The 18,066-nt window shown below is 69.6% G+C and carries 15 protein-coding genes and 2 pseudogenes; 9 read left to right on the top strand and 8 right to left on the bottom strand.

The genetic code is table 11. The annotated features are described in order from the left end of the window. Positions 1-176 precede the first annotated feature (176 nt). From ACGF8A_RS28795 to ACGF8A_RS28780, 4 genes are all read right to left on the bottom strand, one after another. Complete coding sequence (locus ACGF8A_RS28795; RefSeq protein WP_393113162.1) at positions 177-1,043, bottom strand: geranyl diphosphate 2-C-methyltransferase; 867 nt, start codon at positions 1,041-1,043, stop codon at positions 177-179. An 82-nt stretch (positions 1,044-1,125) separates the two neighbouring features. Continuing rightward, a complete protein-coding gene (locus ACGF8A_RS28790; protein WP_393113125.1) occupies positions 1,126-2,184 on the bottom strand; it encodes a family 2 encapsulin nanocompartment cargo protein terpene cyclase in 1,059 nt (352 codons plus the stop codon). Positions 2,185-2,203: 19 nt separating this feature from the next. Further along, positions 2,204-3,646: a family 2B encapsulin nanocompartment shell protein gene (locus ACGF8A_RS28785; protein WP_393113124.1), complete on the bottom strand. Its 1,443-nt coding sequence runs from the start codon at positions 3,644-3,646 to the stop codon at positions 2,204-2,206. Between the two features lie 687 nt (positions 3,647-4,333). After that, the gene (locus tag ACGF8A_RS28780; RefSeq protein WP_393113123.1) at positions 4,334-5,320 is read right to left on the bottom strand and encodes an acyltransferase; all 987 of its coding nucleotides are present in this window, start codon (positions 5,318-5,320) and stop codon (positions 4,334-4,336) included. Positions 5,321-5,620: 300 nt separating this feature from the next. On the opposite strand from ACGF8A_RS28780, the pseudogene ACGF8A_RS28775 reads away from it, so the two are divergent. Together ACGF8A_RS28775 and ACGF8A_RS28770 are read left to right on the top strand one after the other, a co-directional pair. Further along, positions 5,621-5,804, top strand: a pseudogene (locus ACGF8A_RS28775) (IS5/IS1182 family transposase); the annotation flags it as partial. A gap of 89 nt (positions 5,805-5,893) precedes the next feature. Continuing rightward, positions 5,894-7,483, top strand: coding sequence for a hypothetical protein (locus tag ACGF8A_RS28770; protein WP_393113122.1), 1,590 nt, complete (start codon positions 5,894-5,896; stop codon positions 7,481-7,483). A gap of 334 nt (positions 7,484-7,817) precedes the next feature. Here the strand turns inward: ACGF8A_RS28770 and ACGF8A_RS28765 are convergent, their stop codons facing one another. Next, the gene (locus ACGF8A_RS28765) at positions 7,818-8,108 is read right to left on the bottom strand and encodes a hypothetical protein (protein ID WP_393113121.1); all 291 of its coding nucleotides are present in this window, start codon (positions 8,106-8,108) and stop codon (positions 7,818-7,820) included. A 356-nt stretch (positions 8,109-8,464) separates the two neighbouring features. Here ACGF8A_RS28765 and ACGF8A_RS28760 point away from each other — a divergent pair, with 356 nt between their 5' ends. Next, positions 8,465-9,352 carry a septum formation family protein gene (locus ACGF8A_RS28760; protein ID WP_393113120.1) on the top strand — a complete coding sequence of 296 codons (888 nt, stop codon included), beginning with the start codon at positions 8,465-8,467 and terminating at the stop codon, positions 9,350-9,352. A gap of 445 nt (positions 9,353-9,797) precedes the next feature. On the opposite strand, the gene ACGF8A_RS28755 is transcribed toward ACGF8A_RS28760, so the two are convergent. Continuing rightward, positions 9,798-10,370, bottom strand: coding sequence for a TetR family transcriptional regulator C-terminal domain-containing protein (locus ACGF8A_RS28755; protein WP_393113119.1), 573 nt, complete (start codon positions 10,368-10,370; stop codon positions 9,798-9,800). Between the two features lie 227 nt (positions 10,371-10,597). Here ACGF8A_RS28755 and ACGF8A_RS28750 point away from each other — a divergent pair, with 227 nt between their 5' ends. From ACGF8A_RS28750 to ACGF8A_RS28735, 4 genes are all read left to right on the top strand, one after another. After that, entirely contained in the window at positions 10,598-11,614 is a 1,017-nt protein-coding gene (locus ACGF8A_RS28750) for an alcohol dehydrogenase catalytic domain-containing protein (protein WP_393113118.1), read from the top strand. Positions 11,615-11,687: 73 nt separating this feature from the next. Beyond that, positions 11,688-12,728 carry a hypothetical protein gene (locus ACGF8A_RS28745; RefSeq protein WP_393113117.1) on the top strand — a complete coding sequence of 347 codons (1,041 nt, stop codon included), beginning with the start codon at positions 11,688-11,690 and terminating at the stop codon, positions 12,726-12,728. Between the two features lie 174 nt (positions 12,729-12,902). Then, positions 12,903-13,574, top strand: a complete 672-nt coding sequence (locus ACGF8A_RS28740; RefSeq protein ID WP_393113116.1) for an enoyl-CoA hydratase-related protein — start codon at positions 12,903-12,905, stop codon at positions 13,572-13,574. Positions 13,575-14,263: 689 nt separating this feature from the next. Next, positions 14,264-14,746 carry a GNAT family N-acetyltransferase gene (locus ACGF8A_RS28735; protein WP_393113115.1) on the top strand — a complete coding sequence of 161 codons (483 nt, stop codon included), beginning with the start codon at positions 14,264-14,266 and terminating at the stop codon, positions 14,744-14,746. Positions 14,747-14,860: 114 nt separating this feature from the next. Here ACGF8A_RS28735 and ACGF8A_RS28730 read toward each other — a convergent pair whose 3' ends face one another. Continuing rightward, positions 14,861-15,280 carry a winged helix-turn-helix transcriptional regulator gene (locus ACGF8A_RS28730; RefSeq protein ID WP_393113114.1) on the bottom strand — a complete coding sequence of 140 codons (420 nt, stop codon included), beginning with the start codon at positions 15,278-15,280 and terminating at the stop codon, positions 14,861-14,863. 360 nt (positions 15,281-15,640) lie between these two features. Here ACGF8A_RS28730 and ACGF8A_RS28725 point away from each other — a divergent pair, with 360 nt between their 5' ends. Both ACGF8A_RS28725 and ACGF8A_RS28720 read left to right on the top strand, forming a co-directional pair. Continuing rightward, a complete protein-coding gene (locus ACGF8A_RS28725) occupies positions 15,641-16,285 on the top strand; it encodes an FMN-dependent NADH-azoreductase (protein ID WP_393113113.1) in 645 nt (214 codons plus the stop codon). 403 nt (positions 16,286-16,688) lie between these two features. Next, complete coding sequence (locus ACGF8A_RS28720; RefSeq protein ID WP_393113112.1) at positions 16,689-17,393, top strand: DUF4397 domain-containing protein; 705 nt, start codon at positions 16,689-16,691, stop codon at positions 17,391-17,393. Positions 17,394-17,506: 113 nt separating this feature from the next. On the opposite strand, the pseudogene ACGF8A_RS28715 reads toward ACGF8A_RS28720, so the two are convergent. Then, positions 17,507-17,899, bottom strand: a pseudogene (locus ACGF8A_RS28715) (transposase); the annotation flags it as partial. Positions 17,900-18,066: the final 167 nt, after the last annotated feature.

Below are 18,066 nucleotides of genomic sequence, written 5' to 3'. Positions count from 1 at the left end.
CGGGCGTTCTCCGCCCGAGACGAAGACACAAAAAAAACCACCCCGCCCCCCCACATCAACTCCAAATACAACCCCCCCCCCCCCGCGGGGGCCGCCCCCCCCCCCCCCCCCCCCCCCCACCACACGCCTCACTCAGCCGTCACGGCCGTAGCAGCCTCTTGCGCCGCCCCGCACCGTCAGACACGGTCGGCGGCGATCAGGAGGTACTGGAAGCTGCCGTTCCGGTAGGCGGACAGGAAGGTGTCCTCGATGCCGGTGACCAGATGGTCGGCCTCCCGGCGCAGCTCCCAGTAAGGGATCGTCTCCGCGGTGAGGTCCTGGACGTGCACGGGCACGAGCCGGTTGCGGGCCATGGCACGGAAGTAGGCCGAGCGGGGATGGATGTCGCAGATGTAGTGGGCGTTGATGAGGGAGACCTCCCGCGAGGCACGTCCGTAACTGTCGTTGTAACAACCGGTGATCACCACATAGCGCCCGCCCCGGCGCAGGAGCCGGGCGTGCTCGGCGAAGAGCAGGTCCAGCTCGACGTACATCGTGGACTCGTTGTTCCAGGATGCCGCGTAGGAGCCGGTGGTCAGGCCGGTGTCGAGCATGTTGCGGTGGTGGTAGCGCACCTTGGCGTCGATGCCGCGTTTGCGTGCCTGCTCGTTGGCGAAGTCCGCCTGCTTGGCGGAGATGGTGACCCCGTCGGCGTGGCAGCCGTGGCGCAGATGCGCGACCACGCTGCCGCCGCCACGTCCGCAGCCGGCGTCGAACACGCGGTCGTCGGGGGAGAGGCCGCCGAGGTGGGAGGCGAGGAGTTCGGCCTGGGCGTGCTCCAGCCGGTGCAGTTCGTGGGTGATCCGCTCCCGGCGCCGGCCGGGGTCCGGCTCGTCGAGTACCGACCGGTCGGCGTCGCCCACGCCGTAGTGGTGGTGGTACAGGTCGTCGAGCTTGCCGAGTTCGAGGTTGACCGGATTCTCCTCGGCGTTCCAGTAGTCCGCGACCCGGTGCTGATAGGTGGACTGGGCGGGTACCACTGCGGACGGGGTGCCGGTGTGCATGGTGGTCAACGCTGACTCCTTCGTGCGGTCGTGCAGGTGCAAGTGCTGGCATGCCTACGGCTGGTCGTGCGGGAGGCGTGGGTCACCAGTAGTCGGGCAGTCGGTAGCGGTGGGTGTTGGTCGCATGCCACTCGTGGTTGCCCGCCACCCAGTCGGCGAGGCCGCGGACGTAGCGTTCGAGGAGCGGCGAGGTGACGGACAGCAGCGCGGATTCCTTCTCGAACGCGTCCATGATCTGGTTGTGGATGTCGACGCTGCGCAGATAGGCCGCTTTGAGGCCGCACTGGTCGTTGGCGGCGACGACTTGCGGCAGGTTCAGGTGGTCGGGGTCGCTCGCGAGTTCCTTGGTGAAGGAGTAAAGGTCGTTGACGATGGTGGTGGCGTTGCAGGCGAGGACGGTGATGCGCTGCACCTCCGGACGGGCGTACACGGCCTCCGGCAGTTCGTAACCGTCCACGGCGTCGACGATGGACAGGCAGGGGCGGAAGTTGTTGAACTGCCGCATCACCAGGTACTCCCAGACCCGCGGCACGTGACGCGTCTCCGACCAGGAGGCCTCCGCGAGATAGCCCAGGTGCAACCGCGCGAGGTCGTGCACGATCCGGTCGACCTGGCTCGGTGTGGCGAGGGCCGCGTAGTCCTTCACCGCCCAGTGATAGGACCGCAGAGGGCCGTCGGCCTGGACTCCGTGGCGCCACTCCTCCTCCGCCTCGGGGGTGGCGTGGAACGGATCGAGCGCGGACTGGGCCATGATCAGCCGGCCGCCCAGGCCCCGCCGAGCGCCACCCCTGCCCTCGTCCTCCTCGCAGTAGCAGCTGTCGACGATGTTCTCGGCGAGCAGCAGCTTGCCGGCGACGGTGAGGCGTTCCAGGTCACAGGCGCCCGGGTGCTGCAGGACGACAGCGCGGCCGAACCGGAACTGCGCGAAGTCGCCGCTCCACTGCGTGGGGAACAGGTCGAGGCCACGGGCCCAGGCCTCGAGCCTGCGGTCGATCTCCGCGACCTTCTCCGGGTCGGCGGGCGGGACGGGACGGTACGTCAGTCCGGGAACCGCGCCGCTGTTCCGGCCTCGCAGGCTCCGGGCGAGGTTCGGCGGTCCGGGCAGCGGCGATGCGGCCGTGGTGCTCGAAGGGCTGTTCATAGACGTGTGCTCCACCTGGTCAGTCGGCGGTCCGGCTGATCTGGACGTTCTCCAGCGCTCCGGCCGCGTCGGGCACGAGGATGGCCAGCGAGTAGTAGGCGGTCACGAGGTAGTTGATGATGGCGGCCTTGTCGACGCCCATGAAGCGGACGTTCAGCCCGGGCTGGTACTCCTCGGGGATGCCGGTCTGGTAGAGGCCGACGACGCCCTGGTCGGCCTCGCCGGTGCGCAGCGCGAGGATGCTGGTGGTGCGGGACTCCGAGATCGGGATCTTGCCGCACGGGTAGATCGGGACTCCCCGCCAGGCGGGCACCTCGTGTCCGTCGACCGTCGCCGAACCGGGCACCAGCCCACGCTTGTTGCACTGCCGGAAGAACGCGGCGATCGCCTTGGGATGGGCGATGAACAGGCGGGTTCTGCGGCGCATGGACAGCAGCTCGTCCATGTCGTCGGGAGTGGGCGGGCCGGTGAAGGTGCTGATGCGCTGCCCGTGGTCGACGTTGTGCAGCAGGCCGAACTCCCGGTTGTTCACCAGCTCCCACTCCTGGCGCTCGCGGATCTCCTCGATGGTGAGCCGCAGCTGCTGCCGCGTCTGGTCCATCGGGTCGTTGTAGAGGTCGGCGACGCGGGTGTGCACGCGCAGCACCGTCTGCGTCAGGGACAGTTGGTACTCGCGGGGTGAGAGGTCGTAGTCGACGAAGCCACCGGTCAACGTGGGTTCGCCGCTGTGGCCGGCCTGTACCGGTACGTCCGCCTCGCCCCTGCGGTTCGTCGGCAGCCGCTGCCGCTCCACGTACGCCGCCAGGTGCGCGGCCAGTGACGGTACCCGGTCGGTGAACTCCCTGACCGCCTCCCAGGGCAGCGCCAGCAGGACGCCGGCCGTCTCGGCGCGCACCGACGCCAGCCACAGGGGGTCGGACTGGCCGATCGCCTCGTCCCCCATCTGGTCGCCGTCGGTGACCACACCGATCACCTCCTCCTCGCCGTACTTGCCGACGGCGAAGCGGGTGAAGCGGCCGTGGACGACCAGGTACGCCTCGGTGATGGGCTGTCCGGCCTCGACCAGGACCTGTCCTGCGCGGACCTCCCGCAACGTGAAGCGGCCGGCGATCTCCTTCAGTACCTCGTGGTCGGTGTAGCCGCGCAGAGCGGGCAGCTCGGCGAGAGTCTGCGGGATCACCCGGACGTCGTCCGCGCCGTTGTGCTCGAAGTGGACCCGGCCCCGCCCGACGCGCAACTGCAGGCGGCGGTTGACCCGGTAGGTGCCGCCCCTGACATCCACCCACGGCAGCTTGCGCAGCAGCCACCGGGAGCTGATGGCCTGCATCTGCGGCTCGGACTTGGTGGTGGTCGCCAGCTGACGTGCGGCGCGGGTTCCGAGGCTGGTGAGCTGGTTCTCGGCGGGTGCGACGGGGACCGGTTCTTCGGTGGCGGGACCAGTGACGCTGTCCGGAGCGGACACATTCCCTCCCAGGTGGACGAGCAGCGGTCGGTGCCGACGGCCGGTGATGCGTGACCGGCCGTGCACCCGAGCAAGACAACCAGCCGTCGCCGGTGGGCGGTACGGCGTGAGAGGGGCGGGCTTGCACCCTTGAGGCGCAAACACACCTTATGAGGCGTACGGCGCATCCGAACACCGCACGCACGCCCCCTCACCCACCGCTCACTGCTCGCGCCAGCCGCACCAGACGTGACACGCCGCGCCAGGTGGCGCAGCGCAGGGCCGACGGGAAGCGCGCCCGTCGTGCGTGACGGCTGCGAAGCCCGGTACACCGAGGACGGGGGTAGAGGGTGGCCAAGAGGTGGTCAACGGCGGCAGCGAGAGGAATGCCGCGGATGCCCCGGCTTCCGTCATGTGACGTAGTTCAAGGCGGCGCCGCCGGACGGACGACGGACAGGTCGCCCCCCGTCTGCTCCTGGGGCTCGGGGCCCAGTCAGGCCGCGGGACGGGATCCGGCACAGGGGGCGACATCGGTTCCGGCAGTGTCCACGTCACGCACGGTCTGCGCGGCCGTGGCTCGGGCGATACGGACCAGGACTGATCAGGTCCGGTCCGGTGGTGGCGGTGCCGACGGGCTTCGGTCGACCCGCTCACCACGAAGAGCTGTAGTGGGCACAGGGCCGGGCGGCACTTCGCTGTCCGATCGCGTCAACCCACGAGCTCCCTGGGCGACTGCGCCACCGATGCCGGGCCCTTCGGCTCCGGCTTCGGCTTCGGCTTGAGGAGGAATCGGTCGATCGGTGGGCGGGTCAAGGGACGCGCCAGGCGCCGCACCAGCGGGCTGCCAAGGACGACTGCCAAGGCGACCGCGCCCAGGAACATCACTGCTTGCTCGAGGCGGGTGTCGACGCGGTCGGCGTAGCCCAGGACCAGGAAGGGACGGACGAAGAACGGGTGGAGGAGGCAGATGGTGAAGCCCGCGGCGCCCATCGTGGTGAGGTACGGGATGCGCCGGTTGGGGGTGACACGAAGCAGGCACAGCACCAGGGCCGCCGACGCCGCCAGGATGAAGAACCGGGGGACCCAGGCGAGCTCGATGGGCAGGGGCACGTCCTCGTAGAGCACCGCGGAATGGGGCCAGGGCCGCCAGACGAGGAAGGCACCGCCGAGACCACAGATCAGCCCGGCCCAGGCAAGGGGCAGGGTGCGGCGCGAGGTGAACCACGAGGCGAACAGGGTGCCTTGGCCGAGGCGCCAGCCCAGGTAGAACAGGGGCAGGTACATCAGGGTCCGGGCCCCCGCGTAGTTGTCGCCGATCTCGCCGAAGTAACCGGCGACGAGGGCGAGCCCCGTCGTGCAGAGCAGTGGATACCGCAACTCGGTTATGAGGGGCAGCAGCAGCCGCCACCACAGCAGGGCCATCAGGAACCACAGAGTCCAGGGCCATCGGCTCAGGTGGAAGGTGAACTCCATCCCGAGCAGGACCTTCTCCGTGGAGAGCAGGACCCAGCACATTGTGGCGGGAACGATGATCCTGCCGACGAGGCCGCGCACGTAACCTGACTCCAGCCGGCCTCCGCTGCTGAACGCTCCGGCAAGGATGACGAACGCCGGGACGCGCAGCGGCCACATGGTGACGTTGAAGGTCTGGAGCATTCCACCGTCCGGCACGGCCGGCCCTGTGGTGTGCAGCACCACGATCAGTGTTGCCGAGAGCGCCCTCACCCCACTGTCCACGACGCCGTGAAGCAATCCCCACCGCAGTCATCGGGGGGAATGAGCCAGAGGGAAAGGGCGTCTTTCGCCCGTTGATCGGTCGGCGGCAAGCACTCCAGTACGGGAAACGTCGATTCACCAACGTTGAGTGAACAGTGAACGGTCTCAAGGGAAACGCGGAGTGGATTCCCGTAAATTGTGTGCCCCAGGTACTTCCCGACTGCTCATCGTGAATTCCAGCGCCTGCGCGGGCTGGTGTCGTCCTTTCCGAGCGACCTGATGCTTCGCCGGCCCCCGTTCACCGGGCTGAGCCCTCGGCGGTTCGGCCAGCTGATCACCGTGCTGCGGCACGAGGGCGCGTCGCGGTCCGCAAGGCCGACCCTGGAGCCTGCCGTGGGAGGACCGGGTCCTGCTGGTCGCCGCGTACTGGCGCACGGTACGCGTGTCTCATGGATCCGCGCCCGATCACGTACCGAGATGTGTCCATTCTCTTGGAAGGCCCCAGCACAGCACTGGGCCTGGCAGACTGTGCGCCGCCTGGGGGAGACGGTCGTGTCCGATGAGCTGACCGTCCGCCGGATACTCGGGGACCAGCCGTTCGCCGAGATCGGCCGGCCCGTGTGGGTGGTGGCCGACGCGCGTCACGGCTGCGTCATCGCGGCCGGTGCCCTCGGCCATGTCATGTGGCGCGGTACGGGCCACTGGCTGAGCCACCGGATCGGCGTGTACGAGGCCGACACTTTCCGTCCGCGCCACGTCGTCGCCTCCAGTTACCCCGTATGTGCTGTCGAGCCCCACCCCGAGCTGCCGCTCGTCGCCGTCGGCACCGGCCGCTACGACGGCTCGTGGGATTTTCAGGGACAGCCGCTCCTGCTGTACCTCGAGACCGGGCGCGTGACGAACCCGCTGAGCAGGAGCCGCCAAGTGCGCCACCTGCGCTGGCTGGAGGACGGCAGGCTCGCGATGCTGCTCTCGCCCGAGGACAAGGACGGCGGCTTCCGCGAGGGCTTCGAGCTGGCCGTCGCGGTGGACGACTGGCTGTCCGCCCCGGCCGGTCTGGTCGACCCCGACCACACACGCCATCCGAGGGTCGAGAGCGGGCTCCTTCACGACCCGCACGCGGAGGACACTCTGGCGCGGCTGACGGGGGGCCGGTGGCGGCGGCGGGCGCAGGTGCGGGACCTGGCGGTGCTGGCCGACGGCCGGGTGCTCGCCACCGGCTCCCACACGGACCTCGAATGCTGGGATCCGTCGGGCGCGCTGAAGTGGGCTCTTCCTGCGGACGGAGAGGGGAGCGTCCAGGTCGTGACGGCCCCTGACGACGATTCTGCGTGGGTGACGTACCGGGGCTACCGGCACGACGAGGTGACGGGTCGTCCGGTGGACCGCGCGACCACTGTCCGGCGGATATCCACGGCGGACGGCGATGCGGTGGACTGCGTGGACGTGCCGTCGCGCCCCGCACTGCACGCCGCGGACGAAGGCTGGCTCGGCCTGCGCCCGCAGGGGCGCGACGCCCACGCCGCGCTGCTGTTCGCCCCCACGCACCAGGAGGCGGCACGTCTGGCCCTCGCCCCCAGCCGCTCCAACCCCCCGACGCTGCGCGTCAGACACAGCGCCCGCCTGCTGGATGTGGACGGCCCCGGCCCGAGCGACGACGCGCCGTGGATCCACGTGATCGACCCTCCAGGCGCCCACGGCCCCGCGACGCGGCGTGCCCTCTTCCCCTTGCGCTGGGACCCGGCGTCCGCACTCCAGCCCTCGTACGGCCCCGCCGTCGAGCTGACACACACGCTCGTCCACGCGGGGCGGTCGTACGAACCGGGCGCCACCTACGTGGAAGCGCGCGAGGGCACGTATGTCGTAAGCCGGCGGCTGCCGGACGGGGAGGCGCGCTGGGTGTACGCCACCGACAAGCCGCTCGCCGATCTCGACGGCGACGAGCGGAGGGTGTACGTCGTCTATCTCACCGGTGAGGTGGAGATCCTGGACACGGCGACGGGCGAGGTGCGGGCCCGGCACACCCTGCACGCGCACGACCACCCGGTCACGCCGGTGTCCGCCGCGTACCGGGCGGAGCAACGACGGCTGGTCGTGGGGACGGTGGACGGTCGGATCCTGGACTGCTCGGTCCCTGGTTGACCGGGTCGGCACAGACCGCGCCGACATGATGTGCCGACTGCATGCAGAGGTCTCCTCAGGAGGCTTCGACGGAGGACCGAAGGGTGAGGGCGCCGACCGGCTGCACCGGACGAGCCACCGGTCAGCGCCCCTGCGCGCGGACACGATCCGCAATGGCCACTGTCCGCCATGTTCTGGTCCCAACTGCGCGAATCTCATGTGTGGTGGGAAGGACGCCCCGCCGACACATGGTGTCCTCCCGGCGCCGGTCACCTTTCAGCGAGTGGGTCCTGAGCGGTGACTTGAAGCGGACCGGGTGCATGTGGCGTGCTGCGGTGACGCGAGGGGGACGGGATCAGAACCAGCGGTAGTGCTCGTCGGAGAGGCCGTTTCGCGGGTTGTAGGTGCAGTAGTAGTACGGACCTGGCCCTTGGTTGTCGTTGGTCGCCTGCACGAGACACGTGCCGCAGGTGCTGAACGACCGGACGAAGGTGCTGCCGGGCTTGGCGGAGGTGGGCAGGCCGCAGGTGTTGGGTGCCGCGGATGCCTGGGTCGGCACAGCGAGTACGGCCAGGCACAGGCCGGCTGCTGCGAGAAGGCGTAGAGCGAGGGCGGCCGGTCGCAGACGCTGCACTGCGTTGGTCATTGTGTTTCCTTCGATCGGAGGCGACGGTACCGACTTGCCGGTGCGTCGTGATGTCGGCTTGGAGAGCTGTATCGGTGCACAGCAGGGATCCTGGCCGAGGCGAGGTCGCCTGTCGTTGGCAATCGGCGCCAACTGCTTGTCGGTTCACGCCACACGTCCTCGACGCGGCCGGGTACCACGCCGTCGGCGCGGACCGGCGACCGGCCGGACCCTGCGGGCGATCCGCATACAACCCCCGGGCCGGTCGTGAGCCGGAGACGCCGCGATGAGGTGAGGGCCTCCGCGCAACCGGGCCACAGGAATGGCATACGATGCGCGCAAACCTTCTAAAGATCAGATAAGAGGATGTACGCGTCATGCCAATCCGCGCTCCGTATCGCTCCCTTCGCGGCATGTCCGCCGTTGCCGCCCTGCTCGCGATCGGTGCGGTGGGATGCTCGGAGGTCTCCGACGCCGTCGATGGCGCCAAGGACGGCGCGAAGAAGGTGGCTCGCCAGCAGTCGGTGTTCTCGCTGGACATCGGCGACTGCTACAACCCGAACGGCAAGGCTGAGGGGACGGCCTACGCGGTCGAGGTCGTGCCGTGCGACGAGGCACACGAGGGCCAGGTCGTCGGCGAGTTCTCGATCGACGAGGGCAAGGAGTTCCCCGGCGAGGACGGGGTCTCGGCGATCGCGGACAGCCGCTGCCCGGTCGAGGCGCAGAAGTACGCACTCGACACCTGGGCGCTCCCCCAGGGCGTCGCCCTCTTCTACTACACCCCCACCAAGGAGAGCTGGGCGACGGGTGACCGGGCGGTGAGCTGCACCTACACCGCGGAGAAGGGTACGTTCAGCGGTTCGCTGGACACCGCGAAGTCCCTCAAGCCCGAGCAGAGCACGTATCTGAAGGGTTCGAACGCGGTCTACGAGGCGCTGTGGGCGAACCAGTCGGAGAAGGACACCGTCGAGGACGACCTGGCCGGTTACAAGGCGCAGGCCAAGGCCGTCGCAGCCGCCCTCGACGCACACGTCAAGGGCCTGGACGGCATCAAGGGCACCGAGGTCGGCAAGCTGCGCGCGACGCTGGCGGAAGCGGCCGGGAACTGGAAGACGGCCGCGAACGCCGCTGACGCCGACGCGTTCTACATCGCCTACGACCCGGCGTTCACCGGCATCGACCCGAACCAGTCGGTGGCCGCTCGCAAGGAACTGGGCCTGGCCACCACCGTCCCGGCCGACGAGGCCGAGGTCTGGGCGGGCTGACGCTCCGTCGGATGAGCCGGGCCGTGTCCGTCAAGGCACCGGCCCGGCTTCGGCGGAGGGTACGACGCGTAGATGGCCGTACTGCGGCAGCCGCGCGGTCGTGGCCGTAGGCCCGGCCCTGTCCCAGTGGTGCAGGGCCGGTGCCGAGGCCCCAGCCTCGACGCCGGCCGAGCCCCGTCGACGGAAGCAACCACGCGCCGTTGCATCAAGGCGGCCGTCTCCGGGGGAGGGCCTGAGGGCCGGCATCCCCGCCGGCCGGTCCTGACGCGGTCGCGGGAGGTGAGCCCCGACCCCGAGGCCCCGCCGTCCGTCGGGAAGTCGGCGAACCGCAGGACATCAGGCCGGCGCTCGCGGGACGCGCATGTTCGCGTCCGGTGGCCGGCGAGAGCAGAGCACGTGGTGTGGGCAAGGGTGCCCGCCAGTGCTCGGCAGGCACGCCCGGCGATCAGCGCAGAAGGACGTCGAAGACCATGCGGAAGAAGGCGTCCAGGGGAGCGGAGGACTTGTCCGCCCGGGCCGCGATCAGCGCGCCCTCCCATGCGCTGAGGATGAACAGCGCGGCTTCCTCGACATCGAGAGCGGCATTGAGCTCTCCTGCCTCCTTGGCTTCGGCGAGCACCTGACGGATGCGCGTGGCCCACCGCTGGAATCCGCTCTGCAGGGCCGAGCGGATGGTTTCGGAGTGGTCCGCCACCTCGGCGCCGAGGTTGCCGACGAGGCATCCGCGGGCGAAGCCGTTGTCGACCGTGTCCGCGCTCAGGTACTCGAAGTGCGACCGGAGCCGCGCCAGCGCAGGGCGTCCGGGAGCGTCCAGCAGGTCGAACCGCAATCCGGCGGCGTAGCGGCTCAGGGCCTCGAGAGCGCACTCCTCCTTGCTGGCGAAGTGGTTGTAGAACGAGCCTTTGGGGGCCCCGGCCGCCGAAGTGATATCGCTGATACCCGTGGCATGGAAGCCCCTGGTGTGGAACTGCTCCAGCGCTGCCTGCGCGATGTCCTCACGCTTGGACGCGCGTGCCATCCTCATCACCACCTCCGGTCAATATGTCCGGTCGCCTTGCCTCCGGTCAAACCCAGGGGGTGGCTCCCGCGTGGAAAGGCACCCAGGACAACCTGACCGCGCTCAACCGGGTTGCGCCGACCGACCACCTTGACTCGGTTTAAAGCGACCGGTCATATTGAATGTGACCCAGCCCCGAGCCCTCGGCCCTCGCCGTGCCGGCCGGGGCAGCACCGAGGAGAAGCGTCTTGCCCGCATACCGAGCATTCGAGGCCACCGGCGTCCACCGCCTCCGGCTCGTCGAGCGCGAACTCGTCGACCCGGAACCGGGGTACGTCCGGCTCAGGGTGGAGGCATGCGGCGTCTGCCACACCGACGTACTGGCCGTCGAGGGGCTGCGCGCCGACCCGTCACGACCCGTCATCCCCGGCCACGAGATCGTCGGCGTGATCGATGCCGTCGGGGCGGGCGTCACCGCCTGGAAGCCAGGTGACCGCGCCGGCGTCGGCTTCCTGAACGGGCACTGCTGGCAGTGCGAACCGTGCCGTCGGGGCGAATTCGTCAACTGCCTGAACCAGGAACAGACCGGAACCACCGTCGACGGCGGGTACGCGGAGGTGACGTACGCCCGCGCGAGCGGGCTGGTGCGTGTTCCCGACGGCATCCCGGCCACCGAGGCGGCCCCGCTGCTGTGCGCCGGGCTGACCACCCTCACCGCGCTCCAGCAGGCTCCCACCCGGGCGGGTGCCCTGGTCGCCGTGCAGGGGATCGGCGGACTGGGTCACCTGGCCCTGCAGTACGCGCGCAGCCTCGGATACCGGGTGGCCGGCATTGCCCGCGGGCGGGAGAAGGAGAAGCTCGCCAGGGAACTGGGCGCCCACGAGTACATCGACAGCGCCGGTACCGACCCCGGCACCGCCCTTGCCGACATGGGTGGCGCGTCTCTCGTCGTCGCCACCGCATCCAGCGGTACGTCCATGAACCCGCTCCTGCGCGGACTGGCCCCGGGCGGCAGCCTGGTCGTGGTCGGCGCCGCCCCCGACCCGCTGACGGTTGCCACCGCCGACCTGATCTTCGGCACCCGCCGCATCATCGGCAGCCTGACCGGGTCGTCGATCCAGAACGAGGACAACCTCGCCTTCAGCCTCGCCCACGGCATCCGCCCCGTCACCGAGACCATGCCCTTCACCCACGCCATGGACGCCTACGAGCGGATGCTCTCGGGCAGGGCACGCTTCCGCGTTGTCCTGGACATGGCCGCCTGACCACGCCGCGACCTGCGCCGCCGGGCAGGCGAGTCCTGGCCCGTGCCTTTCACGATCCCCTCGAGGTTCCACGATGACCCACACGGCCCCTACAGCCGACATGGCCGAGCACACCAGCGCGGCCCCGCGAGGCAGCGGGCGAACGCCTCCAGCCGCCGAGATCATCCCCGACGCCGACGAGCGCCGCGTCGCCCGGATCGGGCTGCTGTCCGTCTCCCTCGGCGTCGCCGGCCTCGGCGGAGCCTGGCAGGCGGCGGCGACCACCTTCCCGGCGGCAACGCGAGTCAGCGACGTGCTGTTCACCGTCAGCGCAGTGATCTGGCTGGTGCTGCTGGCCCAGTACCTGCGTCATGGCGGGCACCGCCGGCGCAGCATCCGCCAGGACCTGCGCCATCCCGGTCGGGGTTTCACCCTTGGGTACGTCCCGATCATCGGCATGCTGATCGCAGGCCACCTCGCCCAGTACGGGATCACAGGCCCACGATGGGCCTACGCCGTGTTCGTCACCGCGGCCGCCCTCATCGCCGCACGCCTGCTCGCCCACTGGTTCACGGGTTCCCTGAGCGCGACGATCCTGCACCCGGGGTACCTGCTGCCGGTCTCCTCGGCACCGTTCGTGGCGAGTGCCGTCGCCTCCACACTCCACCTCCCCGGTGTCGCCGACGCCGCCTTCGCGGTGGGGCTGCTGTACTGGCTCGCCTTCGGCACCGTCATCCTGGTCGGCCTCGTCACCGGTGGCCCCTTGCCCGGACCCGCCCGGCCGACTCTCACCATCCTGACCATCCCACCGGCGACCGGCGGAATCGCCTGGACCGCTGCTCACAAGGGCGCCTTCGACGCCGTCGGCCACGGCTTCGCCGGAATCCTGCTCTTCACCGTCCTCCTCGTCGCCTTTCTCCTCCCCGAGCTGCGCCAGCCCTCCTTCCATCCGGGCCTGTGGATCTTCAGCTTCCCCATAGCGGCGTGCACCAATTTCGCCATTCGGTGGATACACGCCTGCGCACCTCCCGCAGCAGCGGCCCTTACCGGCATACTCCTTGCCTGCGCGACCCTGGCCCTGACACTGCTGGCCACGGCCACCCTGCACCACCGGGTCCGGCGAACGCCTCGCTGACTTCCGCTCGGGGGTGGAGAGAGGCACGCCAGATGCTTCACGTCGTTCCTCGTAAGCCCTCTGCCCCTGTCCACTGCCAGTTCTCAGCCCGCGGCCCCGGTCGGGGCCCAGCTGTCCCCAGGACCCCACCCGACGAACGTGCCCTGCCCCACTGAATCGTCCCAAGGAGCCACCATGCCCACGCTCGACCGCGAGGACGCCGTCTTCGTTCTCCACCTCGGTGACGGAGAGAACCGCTTCCACCCCGACTGGATCGCCTCGGTCAACGCAGCCCTGGACGAGGTGGAGAAGGCGGAAGGCCCCCGCGCCCTGGTGACCGCCGCGTCGGGGAAGTTCTACTCCAACGGCCTGGACCTGGAATGGCTCGCTGCGCACGGCGAGGAGCACCTGGACTACGTCAACTCAGTCCACGCCCTGTTCGCAAGGATCCTGTCCCTCCCGCTGATCACCGTAGCCGTGCTGCAAGGGCACACGTTCGCCGCCGGAGCGATGTTCTCCCTGGCCCATGACTTCCGTGTCATGCGCGCCGACCGAGGCTTCTGGTGCCTGCCCGAGGCAGAGATCAACATCCCCTTCACCCCGGCCATGTCGTCCCTCATCCAGTCCCGGCTCACCCCGCACACGGCGCAGCATGCCATGGTCTCCGCCCGCCGTTTCGGCGGCCGGGAAGCCGCCGCCGCAGGAATCGTCGATCAGGCCGTGGACGAGGGCGACCTGCGCGCCGCCGGCCTCGAACTTGCCCTGGCTCACGCGAGCAAGGCCGGCGACAGCCTCGCAACCATCAAGACGCGCATGTACGCCCCTGTGCTCACGCTGCTCCGCGACACGACCGACCCGCTGGGCTGACGCCGTGCGGCCAGCCGCTTGCCGCTTCCGAGGGCGTGTTCCGCCATGACGTCCTGCCGCTGTCACGGCGGCAGGACGCGCCCATCCACGGTGCCCACTGCCGCGCATCAGCGACGCGTGGTCGCACTGCCCGGCAGGGCACGTCATGAGCGGGACCGGGCAGAAGGCCGCGCGGCGCTGATCAGGCTGGGCAGCACCACGGTGGCAGGCGTGCATCGCTGAACCCGTCGGCGGAGCAGGCCGGTTGTGGCGCGAGTGACACACCGCCACACCTGTGCCCAGGCCGCGGGAGCGACGACCATCGGGGCGCGCCCTGGGCACAAGGGTCGTCAGACTGCTCGGGGCGACGGCACCTGACGCCGTGCATCGGGCGGCTTTGACTTCCGTGTGCTGCTGACCTCGCCTCCAGGCGGCTCCCTCGCCCAGGACCTACCTGGAGACACCCGCCGCAACGGGGGAGGCGCTCTCGAAGGCAGGGTCGCGGGCGGCACAGGCGCCTTGTGCCGCCCGCGTTCCGGCGTCCGCTCGGAATTCGTTGGCGGGCCATGCCTGCCGAACGCTACGATGCCGGTCATGGAGTGTTTTGCCGCCGAGCGCACCCGCCGCTGAGGGTCCCGCTCACTGCCGACTCGAGGGACTGAGCGGGCTGACCGACGCCCTTTTCCCCTCAGCCTGAAAGGCGCACTTCCATGCCCATTCGCGCGTTCGTCCCGGACGACCTGGCGCCACTCACCGAACTGACCATCGAAACGTTTCGGCCCTTCTACGAGGATTCCTTCCGGCCCCTGGTGGGGGAGGTCGTCTTCGCAGGCCTGCACGACGACTGGCGCGGCGACTACCGCAAGCAGATCGCCGAACTCCACGCACCGGAGCGGCACGCTTACGTCGCGGTCGCCGACGCCGAGGACGGCATCGCCGGCTATGTGGCGTGGACCGTCGACCCGGCCCGCAGGACCGGCAGCGTCACGCACCTCGCCGTCGCCGCACGACACCGCCACCACCGCGTGGGCACGACGCTGTGCGAGCACGCCTTCGCCCAGATGCGGATGCTCGGAGCACAGTCCGTCGAGATCGGTACGGGAGGCGATTCCTTCCACGCACCCGCCAGAGCCCTGTACGAGAGTCTCGGCTGCACCCCGTTCCCGGTGACCTACTACTACCGGGAGCTCTGACACACCACCGGGAACCCGGAACCGAATCCGCTCCGGGGCGGGTCCATGTGCATGTGCATGTGCATGTACATGTACATGGGCCAGCCCGTCCCGGAGCGTTCGGGCACTGACGGTTCACTTGGTGCCCGAGTCGAAGCGGGCCCGATTCCGGCTGATCTCGTCGTGGTGGAGGCCGGCCCAGTCGATCAGAGACACCACGATGTCGTGCAGTGTCGCCCCCAGGGGCGTGAGGTCGTACTCCACGCGCGGCGGCACTTCGGCGTAGGCGGTACGGGTGATCAGGCCGTCGCGATGCAGCTGCCGCAGGGTCAGGGTCAGCATGCGCTGGGAGATGCCGGGGATGCGGCGCAGCAGGTCGGTGTAGCGCAGCGGGCCGTCGTTCAGGGTGGCGATCACGAGCGCGCTCCACTTGTCGCCGGCCCGGTCCAGGATCTGCCGGATGATCGCCCTGTTCTCCGGTGGCCAGCGGGCGCAGGGCCCTGAGATCACGCCGGTGTCCGTCTTGACCGTGACGTCCTCCGCGCTGGCGTCCATGGCGCACATTCCCTTCCGGTTGCACACACCCATGTGCCTTATGTACCGCCTCCCATACTGGCCCATCATGGCGCTACGCCCAAGACGTAAGAAGTGAAGGTGCCGACGTTGACGGTGGAGATCTGGTCCGATCTCACCCGCCCGTGGTGCGGTCTGCGCAGTCATCGTCCCGACCAGGCTGTGGAGCGGTTCGTTCACGGCGCCGACGGAGTCTGCGGCTCGGAGGGATGCGCCCCACTGCCGATCACGCCGCAGGTGGCTGACCCCTTCTTCGCTTGCTCCGCCGCCCCCGAAGTCCGGGGTCGCACGAAGCGCGGCCCCACCTTCCATCATCACCCCATACGACAGGAATCGTTTGTCATGTCCTACCTGCTGCACGTCGACTCCTCCTCCCTCGGCGCCGCTTCGGTCTCCCGCCAGGTCGCCGACTCCTTCCGGAACGCCTGGACGGGCGAGGTCGTCCATCGGGACCTGGCCGCCTCCCCGGTGCCGCACCTGAGCGCCGCGGCCATATCCGCCCAGTTGACGGACCCCGCCGAGCGCACCGCGGAACAGGCCGCAGCTGCCGGCGTTCAGGATGAACTGATCGCGGAGTTCCTCGGGGCGAGTGCCTACCTGTTCACCGTGCCGATGTACAACCGCACGATGCCCTCGGTGTTCAAGGCCTGGCTCGACCAGGTCATCGTCGTCGGCCGGACCGTCAGCCGCACCGGCGCCGCCCCCGCCGCCGACCGCCCGGCCGTACTGATCTCCGCCCGGGGCGGCGGCTACGGCCCCGGCACCCCCAACGAGGGCAAGGACTTCCTCGTCCCGACCCTGGAGTCCGTCCTTGGTGACCCGGCCTACCTCAGCCTCGACGTCACCACCCTCACCGCCGAGCTGACCAAGGCCCCTGTGGTCCCGGCACTGGCGCACCTCATCCCGGCCCACGAGGCATCGCTGGCCAACGCCCACGAGCAGGCGCGCCTGCAGGCCGAGAAGATCAGCCAGCAGCTCACCGCCTGAGGCACCCCGCTCTGCGAGTTGACCACGGCCGCGGTCGTTCCGCGCCGCGGCCGTGGCTGGGCCCTCCGTGTCGGGCCTGAACCGTCTTCGGCGGGCCCCAAGGTCCGCGCCCACATGCCTCCCGTGCGGCAGGTCCAAGACCTGTGACGCGCGACGGGGACCAGGTGCGCGCGACGAGGTAGACGGGGCCCTCGCAGCTCCGGGCTCGGTCGGTGGCGTCGAGAGGCGCGAAGTCCGGTGGTGCCGCCATCTCCGTTCCTGACATACGACACCCCCTCGTAGGCCCTTTCAGTCATCTGCCGTTCCGCTCGATTCGGCCTCTACCGCATCCAAGAGTGGACCTGCTCACGAAGTAGGAGCAAAGTCCCTCATGAGGGGCATACCTCCTGAACAGGTGACAATCATGATCTACAACAGCTTCCGCATTGCGGCTGCCACGGTGAGCTCCTTCGGCATAGCGCTGGCTCTCACCACGCCCGCCATGGCAGCCCCAGCCGCCGAGACCGACGACCAGGCAATGGTGTCCGTCTTCCACGGCGTGCCCGGTTTGACCGCCGATGTGTATGCCAACGGCAAGGAACTGCTCGGGAACTTCAAGCCCGGGACCGTCACGGACCCGCAGGCCCTGGACGCAGGTACCTACAATGTCCAGATCTTCGAGGCGGGCGCAGGGCCCGAGGGCACGCCGGCCATCGAGAAGGACATCAAGGTACCGGCGGGAGCGAACGCCACGGTCGCCGCCCACCTCTCGGCCGAGGGCCAGCCGCAACTGACAGCCTTCGTCAACGACGTCTCCGACGTCGAGGATGGCAAGGCTCGGCTGACCGTGCGACACGTCGCCGCGGCCCCCGCCGTGGACGTCCGAGCGGGCGGGCAACCGATCTTCAAGGGCCTGGAGAATCCCGACCAGGAGTCCGCCACGGTCGACGCCGGATCCGTCGACGCTGATGTCGTACTCGCCGGTACAGACACCGTGGCTGTCGGCCCGGCCGACCTGAACCTGCAAGAGGGAACCAGTAACGTCGTCTACGCCTGGGGCAGTGCCCAGGACGAGTCACTGGCCCTGAAGACACAGACACTCAGCGACACGGAACCTGCACCCCAGTAGGGCTTGGTCAGGTGCGTATTGGTGCTGGTATGTCGCGGTGGCAGGTTGGGCAGGCGCCGGTCCGGTCCAGACCGCGAGGAGTGTCTGCAGCTCGCGGACGACTTGGTAGGGACTCAGGCCGGCGCCGCGCCTTTTGGGGCCCGGGCCAGTCGTTGCAGTGTGCAGAAGGCATGCGCGACGGAGACAAGGGTGACGTGGTGGTGCCGGCCGCCCCAGGTTCGGCCCTCGAAGTGGGCCGGGCCCAGGGCCTGCTTCATCTCCCGGTAGTCGTGCTCGATGCGCCAGCGGAGCTTGGAGAGCCGGACCAGTGTGGTCAGAGGCATGCCGGAGGGCAGGTCTGACAGCCGGAACTGCACCGGTTCGGGCTCGCTGGCAGGCCATTCGGCCAGCAGCCGGCACTCCGGCAGATCCGGGCCGTCGGTGGACTGCCGGATCTCGCGTCCGGCAGGCCGGATGCGCAAGACGACGAAGCGGGAGTACGTCCGCTTGCGGCCGGAGCGGCCGGAGCGGCCGGAGCGGCCCGGCGGAGGCCCACTCGCCGTGGACGCGGGCGCGTTCGCGGCGTTGAGCGGCCAGGACGTCGGGGTGGCAGGCATTGGCGCTGGGCCGGCGCAAGTAGGCGTGCGGGCTGGAGTCTGCCGGGTGCGGCTCAAGTGCTGGGAGTTGGCGAGGT

Source organism: Streptomyces sp. NPDC047706 (assembly GCF_043204795.1).
Classification (GTDB): Bacteria; Actinomycetota; Actinomycetes; order Streptomycetales; family Streptomycetaceae; genus Streptomyces.
Note: the sequence above shows the minus strand (reverse complement) of the source record. Positions and strands in the feature narration are given on the sequence as shown.